Raw genomic sequence first — 15,807 nt, forward strand, 5'->3', positions numbered from 1 at the left:
CTTGCGCAGCATAGCGGCATACATTGCAATAGAGGGATAGCACAATGCAGATGTTGTTGCCGTCATCATCATGATGCTACACTGGCATGATCATTGTGGATTAAGCAGGGGTCTGGGCATGGCAAAAAAGAGCATAGTCTTCAAAATCCTGGGCGTGGTCGCCGGTCTTGCATTCATGGCGGCGGGTTTCTCTGAGCGCTCATCCCTGGCACATATGAAGGCCATAGGCAAACCCGCCGTGGTTGATCCCATCAAGGACTACACCAAACGCAAATCGATTTACACTGCCGAGTTTAGCTTCACTACTGAAAAGGGTGAAAAAATCACCGCCAAACATTCTTTCCCTTCTGAGTTGATCGCCGATTTTGAAGCAGGCAGACCAGTCAGCGTCTTGTATGACCCCAATCGCCCACATGAGTTTGTCTTTGAAAAAGAAAAAGCATCCTGGTATATGGTCATTGGTGGAATTGTCTTTGCGATTGCCGCGTTGCTGTTTGCGTGAGTGGCGGTATTGCAGTAGTAAAGAATTTCCCCAGGCATGAGGAGTAAAATACTTCACCTTCGCAGTGTTGAGCAATATCTCACTTACCCCGGCCAGCAATATATACCAGCGTTTTAAGGTCGTCTTCACTGGCAATGGTTCTTTCAAAAATACTGTCACTACCAATGACACAGTTGGTATTTCTATTGTAGTAAAGCATGAGGTTGATCTCACCTTGTGCAGGACATTCTGGCGCAGAGTCATATCTCCTGCCCAGCAGGGTAGATGTACCTGCATGCCCCCAGGACCATAGCGCCCCAAATGCATGCGTCAGTAATGGATGGCCGACTTCATGCGCCGCTGTCATGGCATACGAGCGCTCAGGGTCTGCGCCATCCGTTTCATCGTAATATAAAGTACCGGTAAAAAACGGGTAGGGATTGCGCGAGCGCCTGCTCAGGTTGCCAAGCAGGCGGCTGCCCGGGTTTGCCAGGGTCAGGGGCATGTCTTGCGCTGATCTTTCCGGCCTTACCCTGACATCCCATGCTTCACCCTTGAGCGTGATGGTTCGGCTCCAGTATTTTGCTATACCCTCATCGGCCAGCCTCGCATGGTATTCAAACTGCGCGTCGTCGGGCTTTTTGGCGAGTCCCAACAGACAGGTAAGCAGTGATGGCTTGCCATAGTTCATGCTCAAGCAGATGTGGATGATTTTATGCTCGTCATCCACGCGTGCGATGGCATAAGTCAAAGCTCGCTTGCGGCCTTTCAGTATATGATGTTCATCTACTGTACTAACAGGGTGTGACATGGCGAGGGTGGGCTGCACTGCGCGTCAATATTCATTGTCGCCAGGATTAGAATTGTCTGCCATCATTTCTCTTCAGCTCGTCTTAGCATTTCAATTTCTTCTGATCGTTGATTAGACCGTTCCCGCGTTTGTGAAAATATGATTTGTACCGAGTAAGAAGGTTCGGTTTTTAACTCTGCTGGCGTCAGGCTTCTGATTTCGCGGGCAATCCTGTCTTCGGTAGGTGCATAATCCTTATCATCTGCGTCGGTACGGCTCCCATATTTTCTCCTGAGGTTGACAATATCTATTTTGATCTCGATGCTATTCTTTTTTAATACAACTGCCCTGATTTGTTTGACGTAGGATTGAGAATTGAGGAAAAGAGATTCCAGGCCTTCCAATGACGTCAAATATTTCTGCGGTTGCTCACTACTGATGACATAAGAGTCTAGCCATGGTTTATCTGTCGATATAAAGCCTTGGGAGATAAAAACATCCCTGAATTTTTTTATCTGTTCAACGGCGGTGTGCGCATCGACGTAGTCATCAATGGGGAAAAACGAGAAATGTGAAATCAGTGATTCGGGGGCACCTTCAAAATGACGTATTTCATAACCCAGATATGTCGCCAGGCTGCGGATATCCCCCTTTTTTTCTACGCGAAATTCCAGGTCCGTATCTTTGTAGAGAAGTACATGCGGCGTGGTGATATATTCTTTACCGGGTACGCCCTTCAGGAATTTTTGATCAAATTGGTAACTTGATTTGGCTTGCACTTCACTGACGGGTGCGTCCATGCGTAACTGTATGACAGGCAGGACAGGCTTTGCCTGGTCAGCGCAGGCAACGGAAAAATGAAGCAAAATCAGGCATGCACACAATTTGATGATTTTCATGATTATCCTGTGACGTGTTTTATGTATTGAATTTCCACCAGTCGGGTTTAAAGAAAGGTTTTATCAGCCTGCTGCCACTGCCCAATTGCCGCGGGTGGAAGTTGAGTAAATTATTTCCCTCAGGCGTCTGCCGCATTTCATTAATTGCATTAAAACCATTACGTGCGATGTTAACACGGTTCTCAAGCGAGGTCAGGTCTTCACTGCCTTGTGGAACGGTAATATTCCTGCTGTTTGTTTTGTCGGTGTCACGATTGGTGCCAATGTAGATGTCTGGGTGAACCAGTGCCATGCCCGTTTCTTTCAATAACATGGCATTCAATTTTGAAAATGCTGCCATGGATGGTTTGTCCCACATTGTTTGCAAATTACTTTGTTCGTGACGCCCCATCTCTATGGCTGCATCGGTCTGCAGCCGGTAAAAACCTTGCATGTCGCCACGATCACGCGCCTCTTCAGCTTGCCTTTGCAGTTTAAAAGAATCTCTGGCGGCATCAGACATGCTTTCAAAAGCAGCATCCTTCATGGCGGCTGATCCATACATCTTGTGCATGACTGACAAACCGCCGACATCTTTGAGTACATTGATCTGGCCTTTCAGGGTTTCGTCTGCCATGGCACGCGTTAATTTTGCGGCTTCACCGACGCTCATGCCGCCCAGTATTCCCGATGCGCCGGACATCAATGGGAGGATGGGGCCAAGTCCGTCAAGGGCATCTGCAGAATTATGGGATTGCACCAGGCCGTGGCGAACCGTATTGGCCGCAAAGATGCCTAATTTCGTCCACATGAAATCTGGATTGTCTTTGTTTAATGCACCGTAACGTGCCAGCGCATAAGTGTTCTTCAACATGGCTCTGTTTGCCGCGCTATAGCCTTCACGATCTGCTATTGCATCCAGTTCGTTTAGTTCGTCCTCGGTATTTTTATTGAACGTGGCACGGTCGGCCTTCATATCCTTGCCGGTCATCCCCTTCTTCATGCGGGCGACATCCTGTCCCATTGCAGCGGCGATTGCTTCGGGGCTGTTGTTGGCGCGCGCCCCTATGGGAGTCAGTGCTTTGTCGCTGTCTTCACGTGCCTGCAATAGTCTCGCGCAAGAGTTTGGCTGTGCGCCTTTCGCCTTCTTCATCGCTCACCTTATTGTCAGTGGCAGGTTCATTGTGGAGTCTTAAGCCTTCATCCCATGTCTTGTCTTGCCCCTGATTTTCTGCATCTCCCGGTTCTCCCGACATTGCACGCCCATCAACACCATATTCAAGGCGCATATCAGGGGGCATGTAAGGATCGTGCGGAAAGCGCGAGGGATTGATATCTACATCCTCATCGAACAATGGCAGGGCTGAGTGCGTGCGTGCATAAAGTTCAGATTGCCGGATGAACGAGGCTGGTACAGATTTGACCGCGCTTGACTGAGGAAAACTGAACTTGTTCAATAAGCCTAATTGATTGCCGATGGTGCCCTGTGCGCCGGAGCCAGGTGACATGTCATCATCTGCACGGCGGCTTTGCCCAGTCAGATTTTCATCTGGACCAATATCATCATTCGCCGCCATGGCACGCAGGAGCAAGCCTCTCGTCGGTGTGGCCGTTTGAATGCTACCCCCACTGCCCTCTAGCGCGGTCAGCTTTTGCTCGTCATCCAGGTTTGGCCTTCTGGAAAATTGGAGTCCGGCAAATGGATCTGCGTTTCCGCTCATCGTGCCTGATAACAAGCGTATGGCTTTGCGCGTCTCTTCAGGACTTAGCTCTTTATACATGGCGGGACGCAAATCTAATGGTGTCAAACCCTGCATGTCAGGCAGACGTGAGAGAAAGGCAGGGCCACGAATTTGCGCGTCGTCTGCTCCAGGCGTGGCTCTGTTGATGGTATCGGGAAGGAACTGGGTCAAGCCATTGTTGTCTGTGCGGGGCCAGTCCCTGCGCAGATAAGGGGGCAGCTCAGTTGGCGTCAGGCCTTCTTCTCCTGGTGCAGCCCTGTTGATGAAAGCTGGCAAGAGCTGGGCAGCATTCTTGCTGTCTGCCCCACGGGACCAGCCCCTGCGCAGATAAGGGAGTAACTCAGATGGTGCCAGGTTTGGCATATCAGAAGGGAACTTGGGCACCAGATGATCAATATATTGTTCCTTGTCTTCGCTGTCTGTGGCCCTGTTCATTGCACTCGGAAAGTATCTCATGAGATGGTCGAGTTTCTCGCTGCTACGGGGTATGCCAGAAATTGGGGTCAGACTGCTGCTATCCTCCAAGGCTGACAGAAAATCAGAGTTGGCTCAGTTATCGGATTGCTCGTCGTCTTCTTGTGTATCGATGAGGTAGGGCAGGCCGTCCGGGCCGGTGATGCGTTTCATTGGCATGATGTTCCTGTGGTGATTTTTATTGGTTGGTGTTTTTGCTGCATCTTCCAGGCAGGTTTGGGCATGCGGAATGGGGCGCCGCATTTTTTTCAGAAATGATTGCAAAGATAGCGATGAGAAATGGTGCGCATGGCGCACCCTGCTGACTGGCATTTTTTCTCTGCAGGAGCGGCTTTAGCCGCGACCCAGCAGGTCGTGGCGACCATTCGCGGCTAAAGCCGCTCCTACGGTGCAGTTACTGCTTGCACCGCAAGACCATGCGTGCGATGGATGATGCTCAGGCCTCACCATACAGCGCAATCATCAGCGGATCAGTGCGGCGTATCTTGTCGGTCGGTGGTTTGATCTGGCGGGTATAGATGGTCGGTGCGGGCTTGCCGCTGTGCCAGCCAAACTGCAGCTTGCTGCGGCCACGGGGCGTGGGCGTGGCGCGTTGTACGACATGGCCTGAGAAACACAGGTCACTAATGAGCTTGCGCGCATAATTTTCCGAAGTGCGCAGCTCGCGCATGATGTCTTCGATGAACAGGAATTTGTCACTCAGGATTTGCGCCACCTGGGCATAGCGTACGGCGATGTCGTTTCTCATATTGTGTCCTTTCGGCGGTTGTTTGGCTTGTTACTTCTTTCCCTGGCAAGGGAAATTGCTGCAGTTTCGCAAAGCTCGCTTTGCACTATCCATTTCCAGGCCGCCTGCTGGCAGCGCATTGAAATGGCGGGGATGGCGATGGTTTCCATTTGATTGACTCATCATCACATTGCACAAGAAACCCATCCTCACCCTGGCCCTCTCCTTGAAGGAGAGGGAATTACTAGATTGTTATCCAGGCGGTTTTTACTGCTGATTAAAACGGTAAATCATCATCCATGTTGTCCCAGGTCTCAGGTGCGCGGGCGGGCTGGCGGGGTTTTTGCGGTGTGCCATCCGTGCCATCTGCCTGGGTTGCGGATCTGCTGCTGAGCATCTGCATGGTGTCGCCGCGTACTTCAGTGATGAATTTCTCCTGACCATCCTTGTCTGTGTATTTGCGGGTGCGCAGGCTGCCTTCTACATAGACGGTCGCGCCTTTCTTGAGATGCATGGCGACCACTTCTGCCAGGCGGCCAAAGAAGCTGATGCGGTGCCATTCACTGCGCTCCTTGCGTTCACCACTGGTTCTGTCTTTCCAGTTGTCGGTGGTGGCAATGGTGATGTTGCTGACGGCTTCGCCACTGGGGGCGTAGCGGGTTTCAGGGTCGCGGCCCAGGTTGCCAACGAGGATCACTTTATTGACGGATGCCATTCGTGTTATCGCCTTGTGTGAAAATTTTTAAAAATTTCAAAAATCAATGTTGCAACGCTGTCTTGCATGCCGCCAGACGGCTGTAACCGAGGTCGCGTATCATGCGATATACGGCGCACTTGATGCGCACACGCATGTGCAGGTGGTTGATGAGAGCATGTGTATCGTTCATGTTGTGGCTTTCTCTAAAGACAGGCAAAGTTCGCGCAGGGCTTGCGCTTCATGGGCAGCAAACCAGTGATCATCTTGTGGCAGCCTGGCTGCCAGGGCCTGCGCCTTGTCCAGCAGCTCGGGTGCTTTGGCCCACAGGCGGGCATTGGCAATGGCTTCGTCAGACGGTTGCAGGGCATCGGGGTTGCAGATATTGCCGCTGGCATCGTAATGCGCCTCGGCCTGCCAGCCGTAAGCGATTGCCATGCACTGGCTACTGCGTGTATCGAACAGGGCATTGCCCACGGCATGTAACTGGCGGCTATGCTTCATTGCACCCTCGCGCCAAAGCCTGTCATGCGTTCTGCTTCTTGCGCCAGCTGGCTCAGCTCGCTGCGCGCAGTGCCTTGCTCAGGTATTTTTTTGGCGAGCTGTGTATTCATTGATGCATTCGCAGATGCGGTCATTGAGGTAGCCACTGAGGTAGTCGCTGAGGCAGTCACTGAGGCATGCAGTCTCGCCGCCGCCCGGCTGGCGGGTGCCGCCTGTTTTTCAGGCTGTTCAAGCTGCTCAGCGCCTGGTATTTTGTCTTCTTCATTATTGATGATGCTGAGCACAGTGCAGATGACGATATACGCCAGGGCAGTGACCAGCCAGTCTGTCAGGGATGTTTTCATACTAGTCCTCACAAAATTTTGGGCGAGCGCATACGCACAGAAAAACGCACTCGTTCTCGTGTTAATCAATGTAGTTTTTGGGTGATACTGTAAGAGTGATGCTTGAGGGTGATACCTGGTGATGCCGGGTGATACTTCATCGTTGATACCGTACTGCTCATGCTGTGCTGCTTTAGCTGGCCATTGCGGCTGGCTGTTGATGCCGGAAAAAAACAAGTACCAATGTGATGCGCTGGCCTTGCCCGCCGCGGGTGAACGCGGCAGCAGAAGGTGCAAGGCCAGCGCAGACAAGGTGCCGGACGCTACTCCGGCAAGTGTGAAATGGGCCGCGAACCGATTTCACCAGCGTATTCTTTTTGCGTGCTATGCGATTACATGCTTAGGTTCTAAGGGGCTGACGCAAAATCGTTCCAGCAAGGCTATCGCTCTAAAAAACTACCCTTTGCAAGGGTAGTTCGTTTCATTGGCAGACAACGCGTTGTCTGAAACCCCAATTACACCGTCAGCGACGAAGACAGTACTTTAGTACCGAATCTTGCGAAATGCGGGAGCTGCAACGCAGCTGGGGCGGTTTTTCGTCGGCCCCTATTTATTGCTGCCAGTCCTGCATGACCTTCGCCATCATCCTGCCAAAGTTTTCATACCGCCCCTGGTCCAGCAGGCTGGCCATTTTGTTGCATTGTTCCATGCTGCATTCAGCAAAGGCGTCGATCAGGTTTTGCCCGTTGATCAGCACCGCAGTGGATGCAGTGGCCGGTTGGGCGTAATAGGTTTTGGGTAATCCAAAATAAGTTTGCGTGCTCATGTGTCGCTTTCTTTGTTTGTCTGACCATGAGTAGAACTATACGCTTTTGTATTAATCGAGTCAATACGAAAATGCATTAAAAAGTATGATTTCGTATGGAATTGTTGGTTATATGTAAACGTGGAAAGTGCTGGAATTGGTATAAGGCGGTTTGATTTGACGTAAATGATGGCTGCAGCAATTTGCGGGAGTAGGGTGCGCCATGCGCACCAAATGGCAGGCTGCGCTTCTTAAGCGATGTCACAACCCATATCACAAGCAATATCACAAGCAATGTTACAAGCAATATCGCAACCCATATTGCCAGGCTATGCTGCGCACGGCGCCCCCTGCTTGTCTGGCATTGCTTATTGCCGGTAAATTAAATTGCCGCGTGCGACCATGCCATAAGGCGCATTACAATGCGCCCTACAATCTGGAAATGACATCCCACATGAGCGGCTTTAGCCGCGAACAGCGTACCGTGGCGGCCATTCGCGGCTAACGCTGCCCTACGCGTAAGCACGCATCATTTCAGGTTTGTCATGTCCGTCAATTGCAAAGTCAGCCTGGCCGGTTCGCCGCCTGCCATTCATCGCGCAAGAGCCCAAACATCCAGGTATCCTTGATTTCGCCCTTCATCTTCCAGCGCTGGCGCAGCAAGCCTTCCTGGGTGAAGCCCAGTTTGCGCAAGAGCTGGGCAGAGGCGGGGTTGCGGGGATCGACTTCTGCCTCGATGCGGTTGATGCCCATCTCGCCAAAGGCGTGCGTCAGCAGGGCGCGCAGGGCTTCGGCCATGTAACCGCCACCCCAGTGCGATTGCGCCAGGGCATAGCCCAGCTCACAGCGTTCACTGTCAGTATCAAAGCGAAACAGCAGACAGGAGCCGATGACCTGGCTGCTTTCTTTATCGACCATCACGCATTGCACGGCTGATGCCTGCGCTGCCATTTCCTTGACGCGCGCATACCAGCTATGGGCAGCGAGGGTGTCTTCCCAGGTGATATACGGTAAAAAGCGGGTGACGGTGTCGTCAGAAAATACCTTGAACAAGTCAGGCAGGTCGTCTTCTTGTATGGTGCGCACGATCAGGCGCGGGGTGTGGAGGGCTTGCGAGAGTACAGTTTGCATGAAGCTTGATCATCCATCATGGTGGAATTACAGGGAGCAGGGCGCCGGGCGCATCACCCTGCATACAAGCAGCTATCATAGCAAATTGGCATGGGCGGGTGTACAGATATGCTGCCGCCATGCCAGGGTCTGCGCATCGTCCACTGCTGTCCGGAATAATGTCCTTGACAAACAATAACGAGTAAATTCCCTCCCTTTCAAGGGGAGGGTTAGGGTGGGGATGGGTTTCGGTCGATTGGCTGTACATGATTTTGCTACAGAAACCCATCCCCATCCCAACCTTCCCCTTGAAGGGGAAGGAGCTTCAAGCATGATCGCTGGCAAAAATTATTCAATTGCAGAATTAAGTCTTCGACGTAGAAGAATCGCCGGGACGCTGTTCGTACTTGACTCTCCGAATGAGTCAAGATAATTATTCCGGACAGCAGTGGCGCACCGTCACAAACCCACCACGCAACCATCCAGCAACCAACGCGACGGATCAGCCGCCTTGCCTGTAAACAAAGCGGCCAATGATTTTCAGCAAGCCCACATTTTCAGGCGTGATGCGCTCATCGGGATAAGTGCGTTTATCGGGATTGCGGCTTTCCAGCACCCAGGTGCCGTCGATTTCGCGGCGTAATTGCTTGATGCGCAGGCCATCAGGATGCTGGATGGCAAAGATTTTGCCGCTCTGCGGCTCAGTCTTGGTCTGGTCGATAATGACCATGTCGCCATCGACGATAAAATCAGCCATCGAGCTGCCATCAGCATAGATGGCCGCCAGGTTCTCAGGCTTGACGCCATATTTCTTGAAAAAGCCCAGCTCTTTAATCAGTTGGCCCTTGGGTTCGGCATCTTCATTGTGCGCGCCGCCGCCGCAAGAGCCCTTGGCCGCATAGTAATTAATAGCAGCAATGCTGATCTGTTCATCGTTGGCAGCGACAGGCTGGCTGCCCTCATGCCCGCGCAAATCCTTGCTGCGCAAGTCAGACAGGGTGACATTAAAGAACTTGGCAATCGGCGCCAGCGACGAGGTGCGCGGGTCCTTGGTGATGCCCTCGACGATACGGAATATCGTCGCCTGCGGCACCCTGACTTCATCAGGGAACATTTTTTCCAGGGCAGTTGCCAACGAAGTCGGGTTCATGCCCGACTTATCCATGAGATATTTGATATTAGTTTTAGCGTCCATGACTGCATTATGCGTTATCGCATTAAAAATGCCAAGAATTAGTGAAAAAAACTTGGATGGCAATACGAAAGTGTATATAATTGAACTTGTGGGGAGGCGCTCGCTTACTTTAATCAGGTATGCATCTGGCAATGTAGCGACGCTATCAACCCACCTATCCTTCAACCTTAAACATACTAGCCGTTCGCCTGCCTTGATCTGTTACCGCGCGAATACTGTTTAACCATCTACTTACTCCACCAGGATTCCCTGGTCACCATCAGCCGCCTGTGGTTTTGGCTATCCGGCTGATGATTTTGTCGTCTTTCTGGCGACCGAAGCCCCGCATGCATGGGGCAAAAATTACGATGAAGACCTCTCGACACTGAGGTACAGAGGGTACAGAAAGCAGCCGAGAGGGCAGATTCTGTAGGTTGGGCTACGCTTTACCAGCCCAACACTCGGCTTTGAAATAACGTACTCGTTTAACAAAGTCCGAGTGTTGGGCTGATAGACCGTAGCCCAACCTACGCACTTGCCAACACTCTCGTTTCCCAACCCTTCGCTTTTCTCTGTACCTCTCTGTGTCGCTGAGTTTCTGTGTTGAGAAGTCTTCCGGTTTTATACAACCGCACCATTAATAAGCTGCCCACGCAGCCACACGACAACAACATGACAATACAAAATGACATCCTGCGTCAGGTGTCCGCACGCGCATGCACTATGGGGCACGCCTGCGGAAAAAATCAAGCAACAACACAAACAAGGGCCTGCCCATGCTGAGCCAGTCACCCGCAACCACCGACTGGCAGCACCTGGACAACCGGGTAATTTCGCCCACCCACACCATCACACCGCGTCGTTTATGCAAAGGCCCTCGCTGTCGTCACGGGCGTGGGCAGATGCGATCAACACGGCAGTTTTGCAATGCGCAGAATCAGCCTGTGTATACGTATTGCAAATTGTGCCGTGGTGGCTAGAAGTAATAGATAAGTCTGGGACCAGACTTAAAACCACTCACCACCGAGACACAGAGGAAGGAAAGGCTGCTTGCAGGCAGCCTTCGTTACGCAGGCATGTGGCATGCACATGAACCTTCCTGCTACACCACAGAGGTTTCACAGAGAAAGCGAAGTGTCGGACAGATACCTCCTAGCCTGGCGGGGCCCGGCTCAACCTGCAGGTCCTGTGTGGCCAGATTCAATCAGTATTAAAAGGAATTTTTACATGCCCCGCGCAAGAAATATCAAGCACAGCTTTTTCAAAAATGACTTGCTGGCTGAAATCCCTCCTCTTGGCCGCTTGCTGTTCGCAGGTTTATGGACTATGGCTGACAGAGAGGGCCGGCTTGAGGATCGCCATAAAAGAATCCGAAGCGAGATCATGTCTTATGACGATTGCGATATCGATGGCCTGCTGAACTCATTGGCCAAACATGGCTTTATCGAGCGTTATGTGGTGGATGGCATAGGCTATATTCAGATATGCAAGTTCAAATCCCATCAGCATCCGCACAGGAATGAACCTCCCAGTGCGCTGCCAGCACCAGGTCAGCACAGTGCAAGTACTGTGCAAGCTACCAACCCTGCACCAGAGTTAACGGATGCTGCTCCGGCTGATTCATATAATCTGATTACTGATTCCTGTAATCTTATAAAACCTGACACGACTTCGTCCTGCCAGGAAATCGATTGTGAAGAATCAAAACCTGCCAAACAAAAAAAACCAGGAAAATTCGACGAATGCCCTGCTGAATTCGAAACCGCCTGGCAAGCCTATCCACGCCGGCCCGGTGCCAGCAAAAAAGAAGCCTGGCAAGCCTGGTTGGCACGACGGCGGGATGGTGTCGATGCAGCACTCATGGTCGATGGCGTGAAGCGCTATGCTGCCTATATCGCCGCCAGCGGGCAGGCCCCCAAATTCGTCAAGCATGCCGCCACCTTTTTTGGCCCCTACGAGCACTACAAGGCCGACTGGAGCATGCCTGCCGACCACGCACCACCTGCCAGCAGCAAGCACACAGGGTTTGCCAACACCAACTACGCACAGGGAATAGCCCAGGATGGTTCATTCTGACACCAGCAGTTTTGTCCGCATCGGCGGCATACAGCTTGGCAGCGAGCAAAGGCATTGCCAGCAGCATGGCAGCTACACCGCCTACTCGCACAAGAGCGGCATCTGGTCCGCCTGCCAGCAATGCCAGCAAGCCAGCGATGCGCAACAACGCCAGTCCAGCATGCGACAACAGCGGCAGGCACAACAAGCCGCGCTGTGGCAAAAACGCCTGGGCCGTGCCGCCATACCGGCACGCTTTGCAGAACGCAGCCTGCAAAATTATCGCCCCACTTGCGCCGCCGCAGAGCAGGCATTGAGCACTTGCCAGGCCTATGCGCAAGAGTTTGATGTTGTCCTCAAGTCTGGCCGCAGCCTGATTTTTTGCGGCAGTGTCGGCACCGGCAAAACCCATCTGGCGGTGGGCATTGCCAGGCACATCATGGATGCAGGCAAACAGGCCGTGATGAGTTCCGTTTTAAAAGCAGTACGCCGCATCAAAGAAAGCTACCGCCGCGACAGCCCGCACACCGAGGCGGAATTGATACAGGAATTTGTCGAACCAGACTTGCTGATACTCGATGAAGTTGGCGTCCAGTTCGGCAGCGACACAGAAAAAATGCTGCTGTTCGACATCATCAACGGCCGCTACGAAGTCATGAAACCCAGCATCCTCATCAGCAATCTGGGCCTGGCAGAACTCGAACACTACATCGGCACCCGCGCCATGGACAGGCTACGCGAAGGCGGCGGCAAGGCCGTGGTGTTTGATTGGGAATCTTATCGGCGGGTGGTTTGATAAAGATCGTTCCACATTAAATCTCCCTCCCCTTCAAGGGGAGGGATGGGGTGGGGATGGGGTTCTCTCGCGGACTGAGTGTCTGCATAAGCAACCGAAACCCATCCCCCACCCAACCTCCCCCTTGAAAGGGGAGGAGTAAAAAAACAAGCAACACCTCTACAGCCCATGCACAACAAGGAGCAAGCATGAACGCACGTCAGAATTTTGCACACACAGTCACTAAAAGCAATGACCCACAAAAGGAACAAAAAGACCTGCTGACCTATTGGCTAGACCAATGGGCCATGTGGATGAACAACAACCACGCAGAAATCGCCCGCGACACCGGCATCGGTGGCGGCGTCATCGGCAAGAACGCCCTTAGCAATTATTCCGTTGCTGCCGATGATTGTCACGCCGTCTGGGATATAGAAAGGGATAAAAAAGTCAAAGAGATCGACGCCCTCATCAACGATCTGCGCCTCGAACAACCCTGGACCTACTGGGCCATCTGCAAACACCTGGGCCTCATGAACTTCTGGAAATACCCCAAGCTCGACCCGCAAGAAGCTTTTATCAATGCGCTCGATGAACTGCAATACCTGGTCGAAGAACGCAAGCTGGTTTTGTAAGCGCAACACAATAAACCGCGCACCCTGCACATTACCGTACTGTGTGGGGTGCGCCATGCGCACCGTCTTTCACGCATCTTTCTGCAATTTCCCACATCAAAACCTGGTGCGCGCGGCGCACCCTACTAATCGACAAACATCGCTGTATCACGATCGTGATGGTGGGCAAGATTTTCTGCGGATGCGGCTTTAGCCGCGAATGCTTGCAAGGGCCGCGATGCTCGCGCCTAAAACCGCTCGCACCAGTAGCAATTGCGCTTGCACAGAGTGCATGGCCATGCGCAACATGAGCTTGGCTGTGCGATATCAACAAGGCGACGAGCCTGCACCTTCCGCTCAAAAAACTCAAACATGCATGCGAGCTTGCAAAAACTGCCAGCCGCCCCCCTAAGACGCTCGGCTATAATGTGCAAAAAACTACTCAGGCACACTTTATGCGCATCATCAGCACCCTCATCTCATTCATTATCCTTGTCAGCGGCCCTGCATGGTCCGCAGAGTTCAGCACAAAAGAAAAAGAAATATTGTTTGGCCCTAATGGCGAACTGATGAGCGCTTGTCAGCGCGAGATGCAGACATTGGAAAAAACGCTCTTTGCGCCTGACAAATTTCCAACCCAGATGGTGGAATTATTGAAATGGACTTCCGGCATGGTCAACCCATCTGAATATTGCACTTGCGTTGTTGATCGCGCCAGCACCAAGCTGACCCCGGATATACTCAAAAATCTGTCGCCAGAAGATGGCAGGGCTTTGGGCAGACTGACAGGACAGGAGTGCGTGCTGGCAAAAATGCAGACGCAGAAATCCGGCTTTTGTCATGCCATCATGAGCGACGTCATCTCGATCAGCCCGCCAGGCGCATGGGATGAATCAAAAATGCCCGAAGTCTGTAGCTGCATGCAAGACCGCTTTAATCAATTGACCCCGGCAAAATTTGAAAAATTCTTCAAATATACCCCTGTCGATTACAACGCCTACATCAACTCTGGGCTATCGCCAGACACCGATACCCTCAATGGCAGCATGATACAGTGCGGGTTTTTAAAAATGAAAAGATAAGCTACTTAATGCTGATTTGCTGTTTTCACCAACGCTGTTTTGAAAGGCAATAAAATGAAATTTTTATGGACATTGTTTTTGTTCATGGCATCCGGCTGGGCTTGCGCCGGTGATCTCGATAAAATTACAGGTAAATATAATTATGAGCAATACCGGCTCACGATGGCCAACGGTAAGACTTTGTCGATGAGTGATATCGGTGCAAAAAGCATAACCATAGAAGTAAAAAAAGATTCGACCATCGCAATGAAAATGTTCATGATCGATGGAAGAACCATTGCATCGGATGCGCTCATCAAAGAAATCAAGATCAACGGAAATAAAGGATACTGGATCGCACAGTGGCCTGAAATGAACTATCCAGTCAAAAAGCTTTTTTCAATCAATGGCAGCCAGATTGAATATGACATCAAATTTGAAAATGCACAGGATTTGTCACGCTACGGCATGCATGAACATGCTGTTCTCAGAAAAACCAATGCCTCCTGATCAGGTTTAACTGCCGTACCGGTAATATGTTCATCTATGGCTGCTCTTGATAAACCAATGCTTAACCTGGAACGAAAGACACTTGTCATGGATGTACTGAATAACAACGGTAATTCAAAAAAATCATTTACCCAGTTCGTATTGCTTATGATTTCGATAGCCTGCCTGGGTTGGTCCTTGTATTATTTTTTTGAATTTTCCCCGTCAAGTGACCGGCCTTTTCGCTTGACTGCTTTTATACTGTTGTGGCTCAAGGAAATCATAGTGCTGGCACTGGGTTTGCTCGTGCTTGTTTTCTGGCTTGTGGATCGTGCTATCAAATTCATCAGGCCATCAAAAAAAGGGCACACAAGTCTTGCTAAACGCAGCCAGGAAAATTAAACACTTCTGGCAGTGACAAGGCCATCCTCTTCAATTTGAACGCAACCGGCTGCGGTCAGCGTTTGCCGCACATCTTTGCTTCGTAGGTCTTGAGGTCTGGTGTCAGCCCCACTTCCTGTCTAAAGATGTCGGCTTTCCCGGCATCTTCCAGTTGATAGACGCCACAGCCATCTCTATTGTTGACGATCTGGGTGCCATATTTTTGCGGCTTCCCATGCAGCATGTTAATGCGGTCATACATCAGCGCGTAGTTGCGGCCCGGGCTCTTGCCCGCGCGATAATCTGCCTCAACATGTATCAGCGCAAATTCCATGAGTGGCCAGTCAGTGACTGCATGCTGGGCGATGAAAAAAGCTCCCTCACTTGCCTTTGCCCCTACTTTGTCCACCGAGGGCCAGCCTATGGCCTTGATGATTTCCTTGAGTCTGGCCAGATTGTTTTTATCCGTCTCTATCAGATTGTCGATGGTCCTGGGGTCATCCCTGTCAAAATTCTTCCTGGCATCTTGGTCTTTTTTAAACATTGCAATAAGTTCTTCGCTGTACGCGCTGACATCTTCAAGTGCCCAACCTTGTGAAGGCAGTGCACATACCAGCAGCGCCAGACCAGCCAGTCTGCGCAAGCTCTGTCGCGTGCCAGGTCGCTTCAGTAGTGTAAATCCATGCATGGCAGTCTTACTCCCTTTGTTGGGCAATGCTTAACTCATGTT

Annotated in this window: 24 protein-coding genes; 8 read left to right on the forward strand and 16 right to left on the reverse strand. The window is 51.5% G+C overall.

The window, feature by feature from the left end:
* Window positions 1-118 precede the first annotated feature (118 nt).
* A complete protein-coding gene (locus ACO0LN_RS10895) occupies window positions 119-502 on the forward strand; it encodes a DUF3592 domain-containing protein (protein WP_422973601.1) in 384 nt (127 codons plus the stop codon).
* Window positions 503-581: 79 nt separating this feature from the next.
* Here the strand turns inward: ACO0LN_RS10895 and ACO0LN_RS10900 are convergent, their stop codons facing one another.
* The 12 genes from ACO0LN_RS10900 to ACO0LN_RS10955 form a co-directional block, all read right to left on the reverse strand.
* A complete protein-coding gene (locus ACO0LN_RS10900; RefSeq protein ID WP_422973603.1) occupies window positions 582-1,310 on the reverse strand; it encodes a hypothetical protein in 729 nt (242 codons plus the stop codon).
* A 44-nt stretch (window positions 1,311-1,354) separates the two neighbouring features.
* A complete protein-coding gene (locus ACO0LN_RS10905) occupies window positions 1,355-2,071 on the reverse strand; it encodes a hypothetical protein (protein WP_422973605.1) in 717 nt (238 codons plus the stop codon).
* Window positions 2,072-2,189: 118 nt separating this feature from the next.
* Window positions 2,190-3,302 (reverse strand): hypothetical protein, encoded by a 1,113-nt coding sequence (locus ACO0LN_RS10910; protein WP_422973607.1) that lies wholly within the window; start codon window positions 3,300-3,302, stop codon window positions 2,190-2,192.
* Window positions 3,244-4,326 (reverse strand): hypothetical protein, encoded by a 1,083-nt coding sequence (locus tag ACO0LN_RS10915; protein ID WP_422973609.1) that lies wholly within the window; start codon window positions 4,324-4,326, stop codon window positions 3,244-3,246. Before ACO0LN_RS10915 ends, ACO0LN_RS10910 begins: the two co-directional genes overlap by 59 nt.
* Before the next feature lie 114 nt (window positions 4,327-4,440).
* Complete coding sequence (locus tag ACO0LN_RS10920; protein ID WP_422973610.1) at window positions 4,441-4,608, reverse strand: hypothetical protein; 168 nt, start codon at window positions 4,606-4,608, stop codon at window positions 4,441-4,443.
* A gap of 193 nt (window positions 4,609-4,801) precedes the next feature.
* Entirely contained in the window at window positions 4,802-5,113 is a 312-nt protein-coding gene (locus tag ACO0LN_RS10925; RefSeq protein ID WP_162042819.1) for a hypothetical protein, read from the reverse strand.
* The gene (locus tag ACO0LN_RS10930; protein WP_422973612.1) at window positions 5,110-5,262 is read right to left on the reverse strand and encodes a hypothetical protein; all 153 of its coding nucleotides are present in this window, start codon (window positions 5,260-5,262) and stop codon (window positions 5,110-5,112) included. Before ACO0LN_RS10930 ends, ACO0LN_RS10925 begins: the two co-directional genes overlap by 4 nt.
* A 107-nt stretch (window positions 5,263-5,369) precedes the next feature.
* Entirely contained in the window at window positions 5,370-5,807 is a 438-nt protein-coding gene (ssb, locus tag ACO0LN_RS10935) for a single-stranded DNA-binding protein (protein ID WP_422973613.1), read from the reverse strand.
* A 43-nt stretch (window positions 5,808-5,850) separates the two neighbouring features.
* Complete coding sequence (locus ACO0LN_RS10940; protein WP_255431517.1) at window positions 5,851-5,979, reverse strand: hypothetical protein; 129 nt, start codon at window positions 5,977-5,979, stop codon at window positions 5,851-5,853.
* Window positions 5,976-6,290: a hypothetical protein gene (locus tag ACO0LN_RS10945; RefSeq protein WP_422973615.1), complete on the reverse strand. Its 315-nt coding sequence runs from the start codon at window positions 6,288-6,290 to the stop codon at window positions 5,976-5,978. The genes ACO0LN_RS10940 and ACO0LN_RS10945 overlap by 4 nt, the downstream gene beginning before the upstream one ends.
* Window positions 6,287-6,634: a hypothetical protein gene (locus tag ACO0LN_RS10950; protein WP_422973617.1), complete on the reverse strand. Its 348-nt coding sequence runs from the start codon at window positions 6,632-6,634 to the stop codon at window positions 6,287-6,289. Before ACO0LN_RS10950 ends, ACO0LN_RS10945 begins: the two co-directional genes overlap by 4 nt.
* A 589-nt stretch (window positions 6,635-7,223) precedes the next feature.
* On the reverse strand, window positions 7,224-7,439 hold the full coding sequence (locus ACO0LN_RS10955) for a hypothetical protein (protein ID WP_162042814.1): 216 nt from the start codon (window positions 7,437-7,439) through the stop codon (window positions 7,224-7,226).
* A 202-nt stretch (window positions 7,440-7,641) separates the two neighbouring features.
* Here ACO0LN_RS10955 and ACO0LN_RS10960 point away from each other — a divergent pair, with 202 nt between their 5' ends.
* Window positions 7,642-7,923 (forward strand): hypothetical protein, encoded by a 282-nt coding sequence (locus tag ACO0LN_RS10960; protein ID WP_422973619.1) that lies wholly within the window; start codon window positions 7,642-7,644, stop codon window positions 7,921-7,923.
* A 59-nt stretch (window positions 7,924-7,982) separates the two neighbouring features.
* Here the strand turns inward: ACO0LN_RS10960 and ACO0LN_RS10965 are convergent, their stop codons facing one another.
* From ACO0LN_RS10965 to ACO0LN_RS10975, 3 genes are all read right to left on the reverse strand, one after another.
* Entirely contained in the window at window positions 7,983-8,549 is a 567-nt protein-coding gene (locus ACO0LN_RS10965) for a GNAT family N-acetyltransferase (protein ID WP_422973621.1), read from the reverse strand.
* A gap of 481 nt (window positions 8,550-9,030) precedes the next feature.
* Window positions 9,031-9,723 (reverse strand): S24 family peptidase, encoded by a 693-nt coding sequence (locus ACO0LN_RS10970; RefSeq protein WP_422973623.1) that lies wholly within the window; start codon window positions 9,721-9,723, stop codon window positions 9,031-9,033.
* Between the two features lie 700 nt (window positions 9,724-10,423).
* Window positions 10,424-10,573 (reverse strand): hypothetical protein, encoded by a 150-nt coding sequence (locus tag ACO0LN_RS10975; protein ID WP_422973625.1) that lies wholly within the window; start codon window positions 10,571-10,573, stop codon window positions 10,424-10,426.
* A 356-nt stretch (window positions 10,574-10,929) separates the two neighbouring features.
* Between ACO0LN_RS10975 and ACO0LN_RS10980 the strand changes: the two genes are divergently transcribed.
* From ACO0LN_RS10980 to ACO0LN_RS11005, 6 genes are all read left to right on the forward strand, one after another.
* The gene (locus ACO0LN_RS10980; protein ID WP_422973627.1) at window positions 10,930-11,778 is read left to right on the forward strand and encodes a hypothetical protein; all 849 of its coding nucleotides are present in this window, start codon (window positions 10,930-10,932) and stop codon (window positions 11,776-11,778) included.
* Entirely contained in the window at window positions 11,765-12,553 is a 789-nt protein-coding gene (locus ACO0LN_RS10985; RefSeq protein WP_422973629.1) for an ATP-binding protein, read from the forward strand. The genes ACO0LN_RS10980 and ACO0LN_RS10985 overlap by 14 nt, the downstream gene beginning before the upstream one ends.
* A gap of 188 nt (window positions 12,554-12,741) precedes the next feature.
* Window positions 12,742-13,167 carry a hypothetical protein gene (locus tag ACO0LN_RS10990; protein ID WP_422973631.1) on the forward strand — a complete coding sequence of 142 codons (426 nt, stop codon included), beginning with the start codon at window positions 12,742-12,744 and terminating at the stop codon, window positions 13,165-13,167.
* Window positions 13,168-13,601: 434 nt separating this feature from the next.
* Entirely contained in the window at window positions 13,602-14,228 is a 627-nt protein-coding gene (locus ACO0LN_RS10995) for a hypothetical protein (RefSeq protein ID WP_422973633.1), read from the forward strand.
* Between the two features lie 54 nt (window positions 14,229-14,282).
* Complete coding sequence (locus tag ACO0LN_RS11000) at window positions 14,283-14,717, forward strand: hypothetical protein (RefSeq protein ID WP_422973635.1); 435 nt, start codon at window positions 14,283-14,285, stop codon at window positions 14,715-14,717.
* 36 nt (window positions 14,718-14,753) lie between these two features.
* On the forward strand, window positions 14,754-15,098 hold the full coding sequence (locus tag ACO0LN_RS11005) for a hypothetical protein (protein WP_422973637.1): 345 nt from the start codon (window positions 14,754-14,756) through the stop codon (window positions 15,096-15,098).
* A 55-nt stretch (window positions 15,099-15,153) separates the two neighbouring features.
* On the opposite strand, the gene ACO0LN_RS11010 is transcribed toward ACO0LN_RS11005, so the two are convergent.
* Window positions 15,154-15,765 (reverse strand): DUF6624 domain-containing protein, encoded by a 612-nt coding sequence (locus tag ACO0LN_RS11010; protein WP_422973638.1) that lies wholly within the window; start codon window positions 15,763-15,765, stop codon window positions 15,154-15,156.
* Window positions 15,766-15,807 lie beyond the last annotated feature (42 nt).

Source organism: Undibacterium sp. TC9W, from assembly GCF_049339865.1.
In the GTDB taxonomy this organism is placed as follows: Bacteria; Pseudomonadota; Gammaproteobacteria; order Burkholderiales; family Burkholderiaceae_D; genus Undibacterium.

What these genes read in the sequence shown, in the direction of transcription:
- ACO0LN_RS10895 (WP_422973601.1), top strand. Translation starts at nt 119, where the DNA reads ATGGCAAAAAAGAGCATAGTCTTCAAAATCCTGGGCGTGGTCGCCGGT.
- ACO0LN_RS10905 (WP_422973605.1), bottom strand. Translation starts at nt 2,071, where the DNA reads ATGGACGCACCCGTCAGTGAAGTGCAAGCCAAATCAAGTTACCAATTT.
- ACO0LN_RS10910 (WP_422973607.1), bottom strand. Translation starts at nt 3,302, where the DNA reads ATGAAGAAGGCGAAAGGCGCACAGCCAAACTCTTGCGCGAGACTATTG.
- ACO0LN_RS10915 (WP_422973609.1), bottom strand. Translation starts at nt 4,326, where the DNA reads ATGAACAGGGCCACAGACAGCGAAGACAAGGAACAATATATTGATCAT.
- ACO0LN_RS10920 (WP_422973610.1), bottom strand. Translation starts at nt 4,608, where the DNA reads ATGCGGCGCCCCATTCCGCATGCCCAAACCTGCCTGGAAGATGCAGCA.
- ACO0LN_RS10925 (WP_162042819.1), bottom strand. Translation starts at nt 5,113, where the DNA reads ATGAGAAACGACATCGCCGTACGCTATGCCCAGGTGGCGCAAATCCTG.
- ACO0LN_RS10930 (WP_422973612.1), bottom strand. Translation starts at nt 5,262, where the DNA reads ATGGAAACCATCGCCATCCCCGCCATTTCAATGCGCTGCCAGCAGGCG.
- ssb (WP_422973613.1), bottom strand. Translation starts at nt 5,807, where the DNA reads ATGGCATCCGTCAATAAAGTGATCCTCGTTGGCAACCTGGGCCGCGAC.
- ACO0LN_RS10940 (WP_255431517.1), bottom strand. Translation starts at nt 5,979, where the DNA reads ATGAACGATACACATGCTCTCATCAACCACCTGCACATGCGTGTGCGC.
- ACO0LN_RS10945 (WP_422973615.1), bottom strand. Translation starts at nt 6,290, where the DNA reads ATGAAGCATAGCCGCCAGTTACATGCCGTGGGCAATGCCCTGTTCGAT.
- ACO0LN_RS10950 (WP_422973617.1), bottom strand. Translation starts at nt 6,634, where the DNA reads ATGAAAACATCCCTGACAGACTGGCTGGTCACTGCCCTGGCGTATATC.
- ACO0LN_RS10955 (WP_162042814.1), bottom strand. Translation starts at nt 7,439, where the DNA reads ATGAGCACGCAAACTTATTTTGGATTACCCAAAACCTATTACGCCCAA.
- ACO0LN_RS10960 (WP_422973619.1), top strand. Translation starts at nt 7,642, where the DNA reads ATGCGCACCAAATGGCAGGCTGCGCTTCTTAAGCGATGTCACAACCCA.
- ACO0LN_RS10965 (WP_422973621.1), bottom strand. Translation starts at nt 8,549, where the DNA reads ATGCAAACTGTACTCTCGCAAGCCCTCCACACCCCGCGCCTGATCGTG.
- ACO0LN_RS10970 (WP_422973623.1), bottom strand. Translation starts at nt 9,723, where the DNA reads ATGGACGCTAAAACTAATATCAAATATCTCATGGATAAGTCGGGCATG.
- ACO0LN_RS10980 (WP_422973627.1), top strand. Translation starts at nt 10,930, where the DNA reads ATGCCCCGCGCAAGAAATATCAAGCACAGCTTTTTCAAAAATGACTTG.
- ACO0LN_RS10985 (WP_422973629.1), top strand. Translation starts at nt 11,765, where the DNA reads ATGGTTCATTCTGACACCAGCAGTTTTGTCCGCATCGGCGGCATACAG.
- ACO0LN_RS10990 (WP_422973631.1), top strand. Translation starts at nt 12,742, where the DNA reads ATGAACGCACGTCAGAATTTTGCACACACAGTCACTAAAAGCAATGAC.
- ACO0LN_RS10995 (WP_422973633.1), top strand. Translation starts at nt 13,602, where the DNA reads ATGCGCATCATCAGCACCCTCATCTCATTCATTATCCTTGTCAGCGGC.
- ACO0LN_RS11000 (WP_422973635.1), top strand. Translation starts at nt 14,283, where the DNA reads ATGAAATTTTTATGGACATTGTTTTTGTTCATGGCATCCGGCTGGGCT.
- ACO0LN_RS11005 (WP_422973637.1), top strand. Translation starts at nt 14,754, where the DNA reads ATGGCTGCTCTTGATAAACCAATGCTTAACCTGGAACGAAAGACACTT.
- ACO0LN_RS11010 (WP_422973638.1), bottom strand. Translation starts at nt 15,765, where the DNA reads ATGCATGGATTTACACTACTGAAGCGACCTGGCACGCGACAGAGCTTG.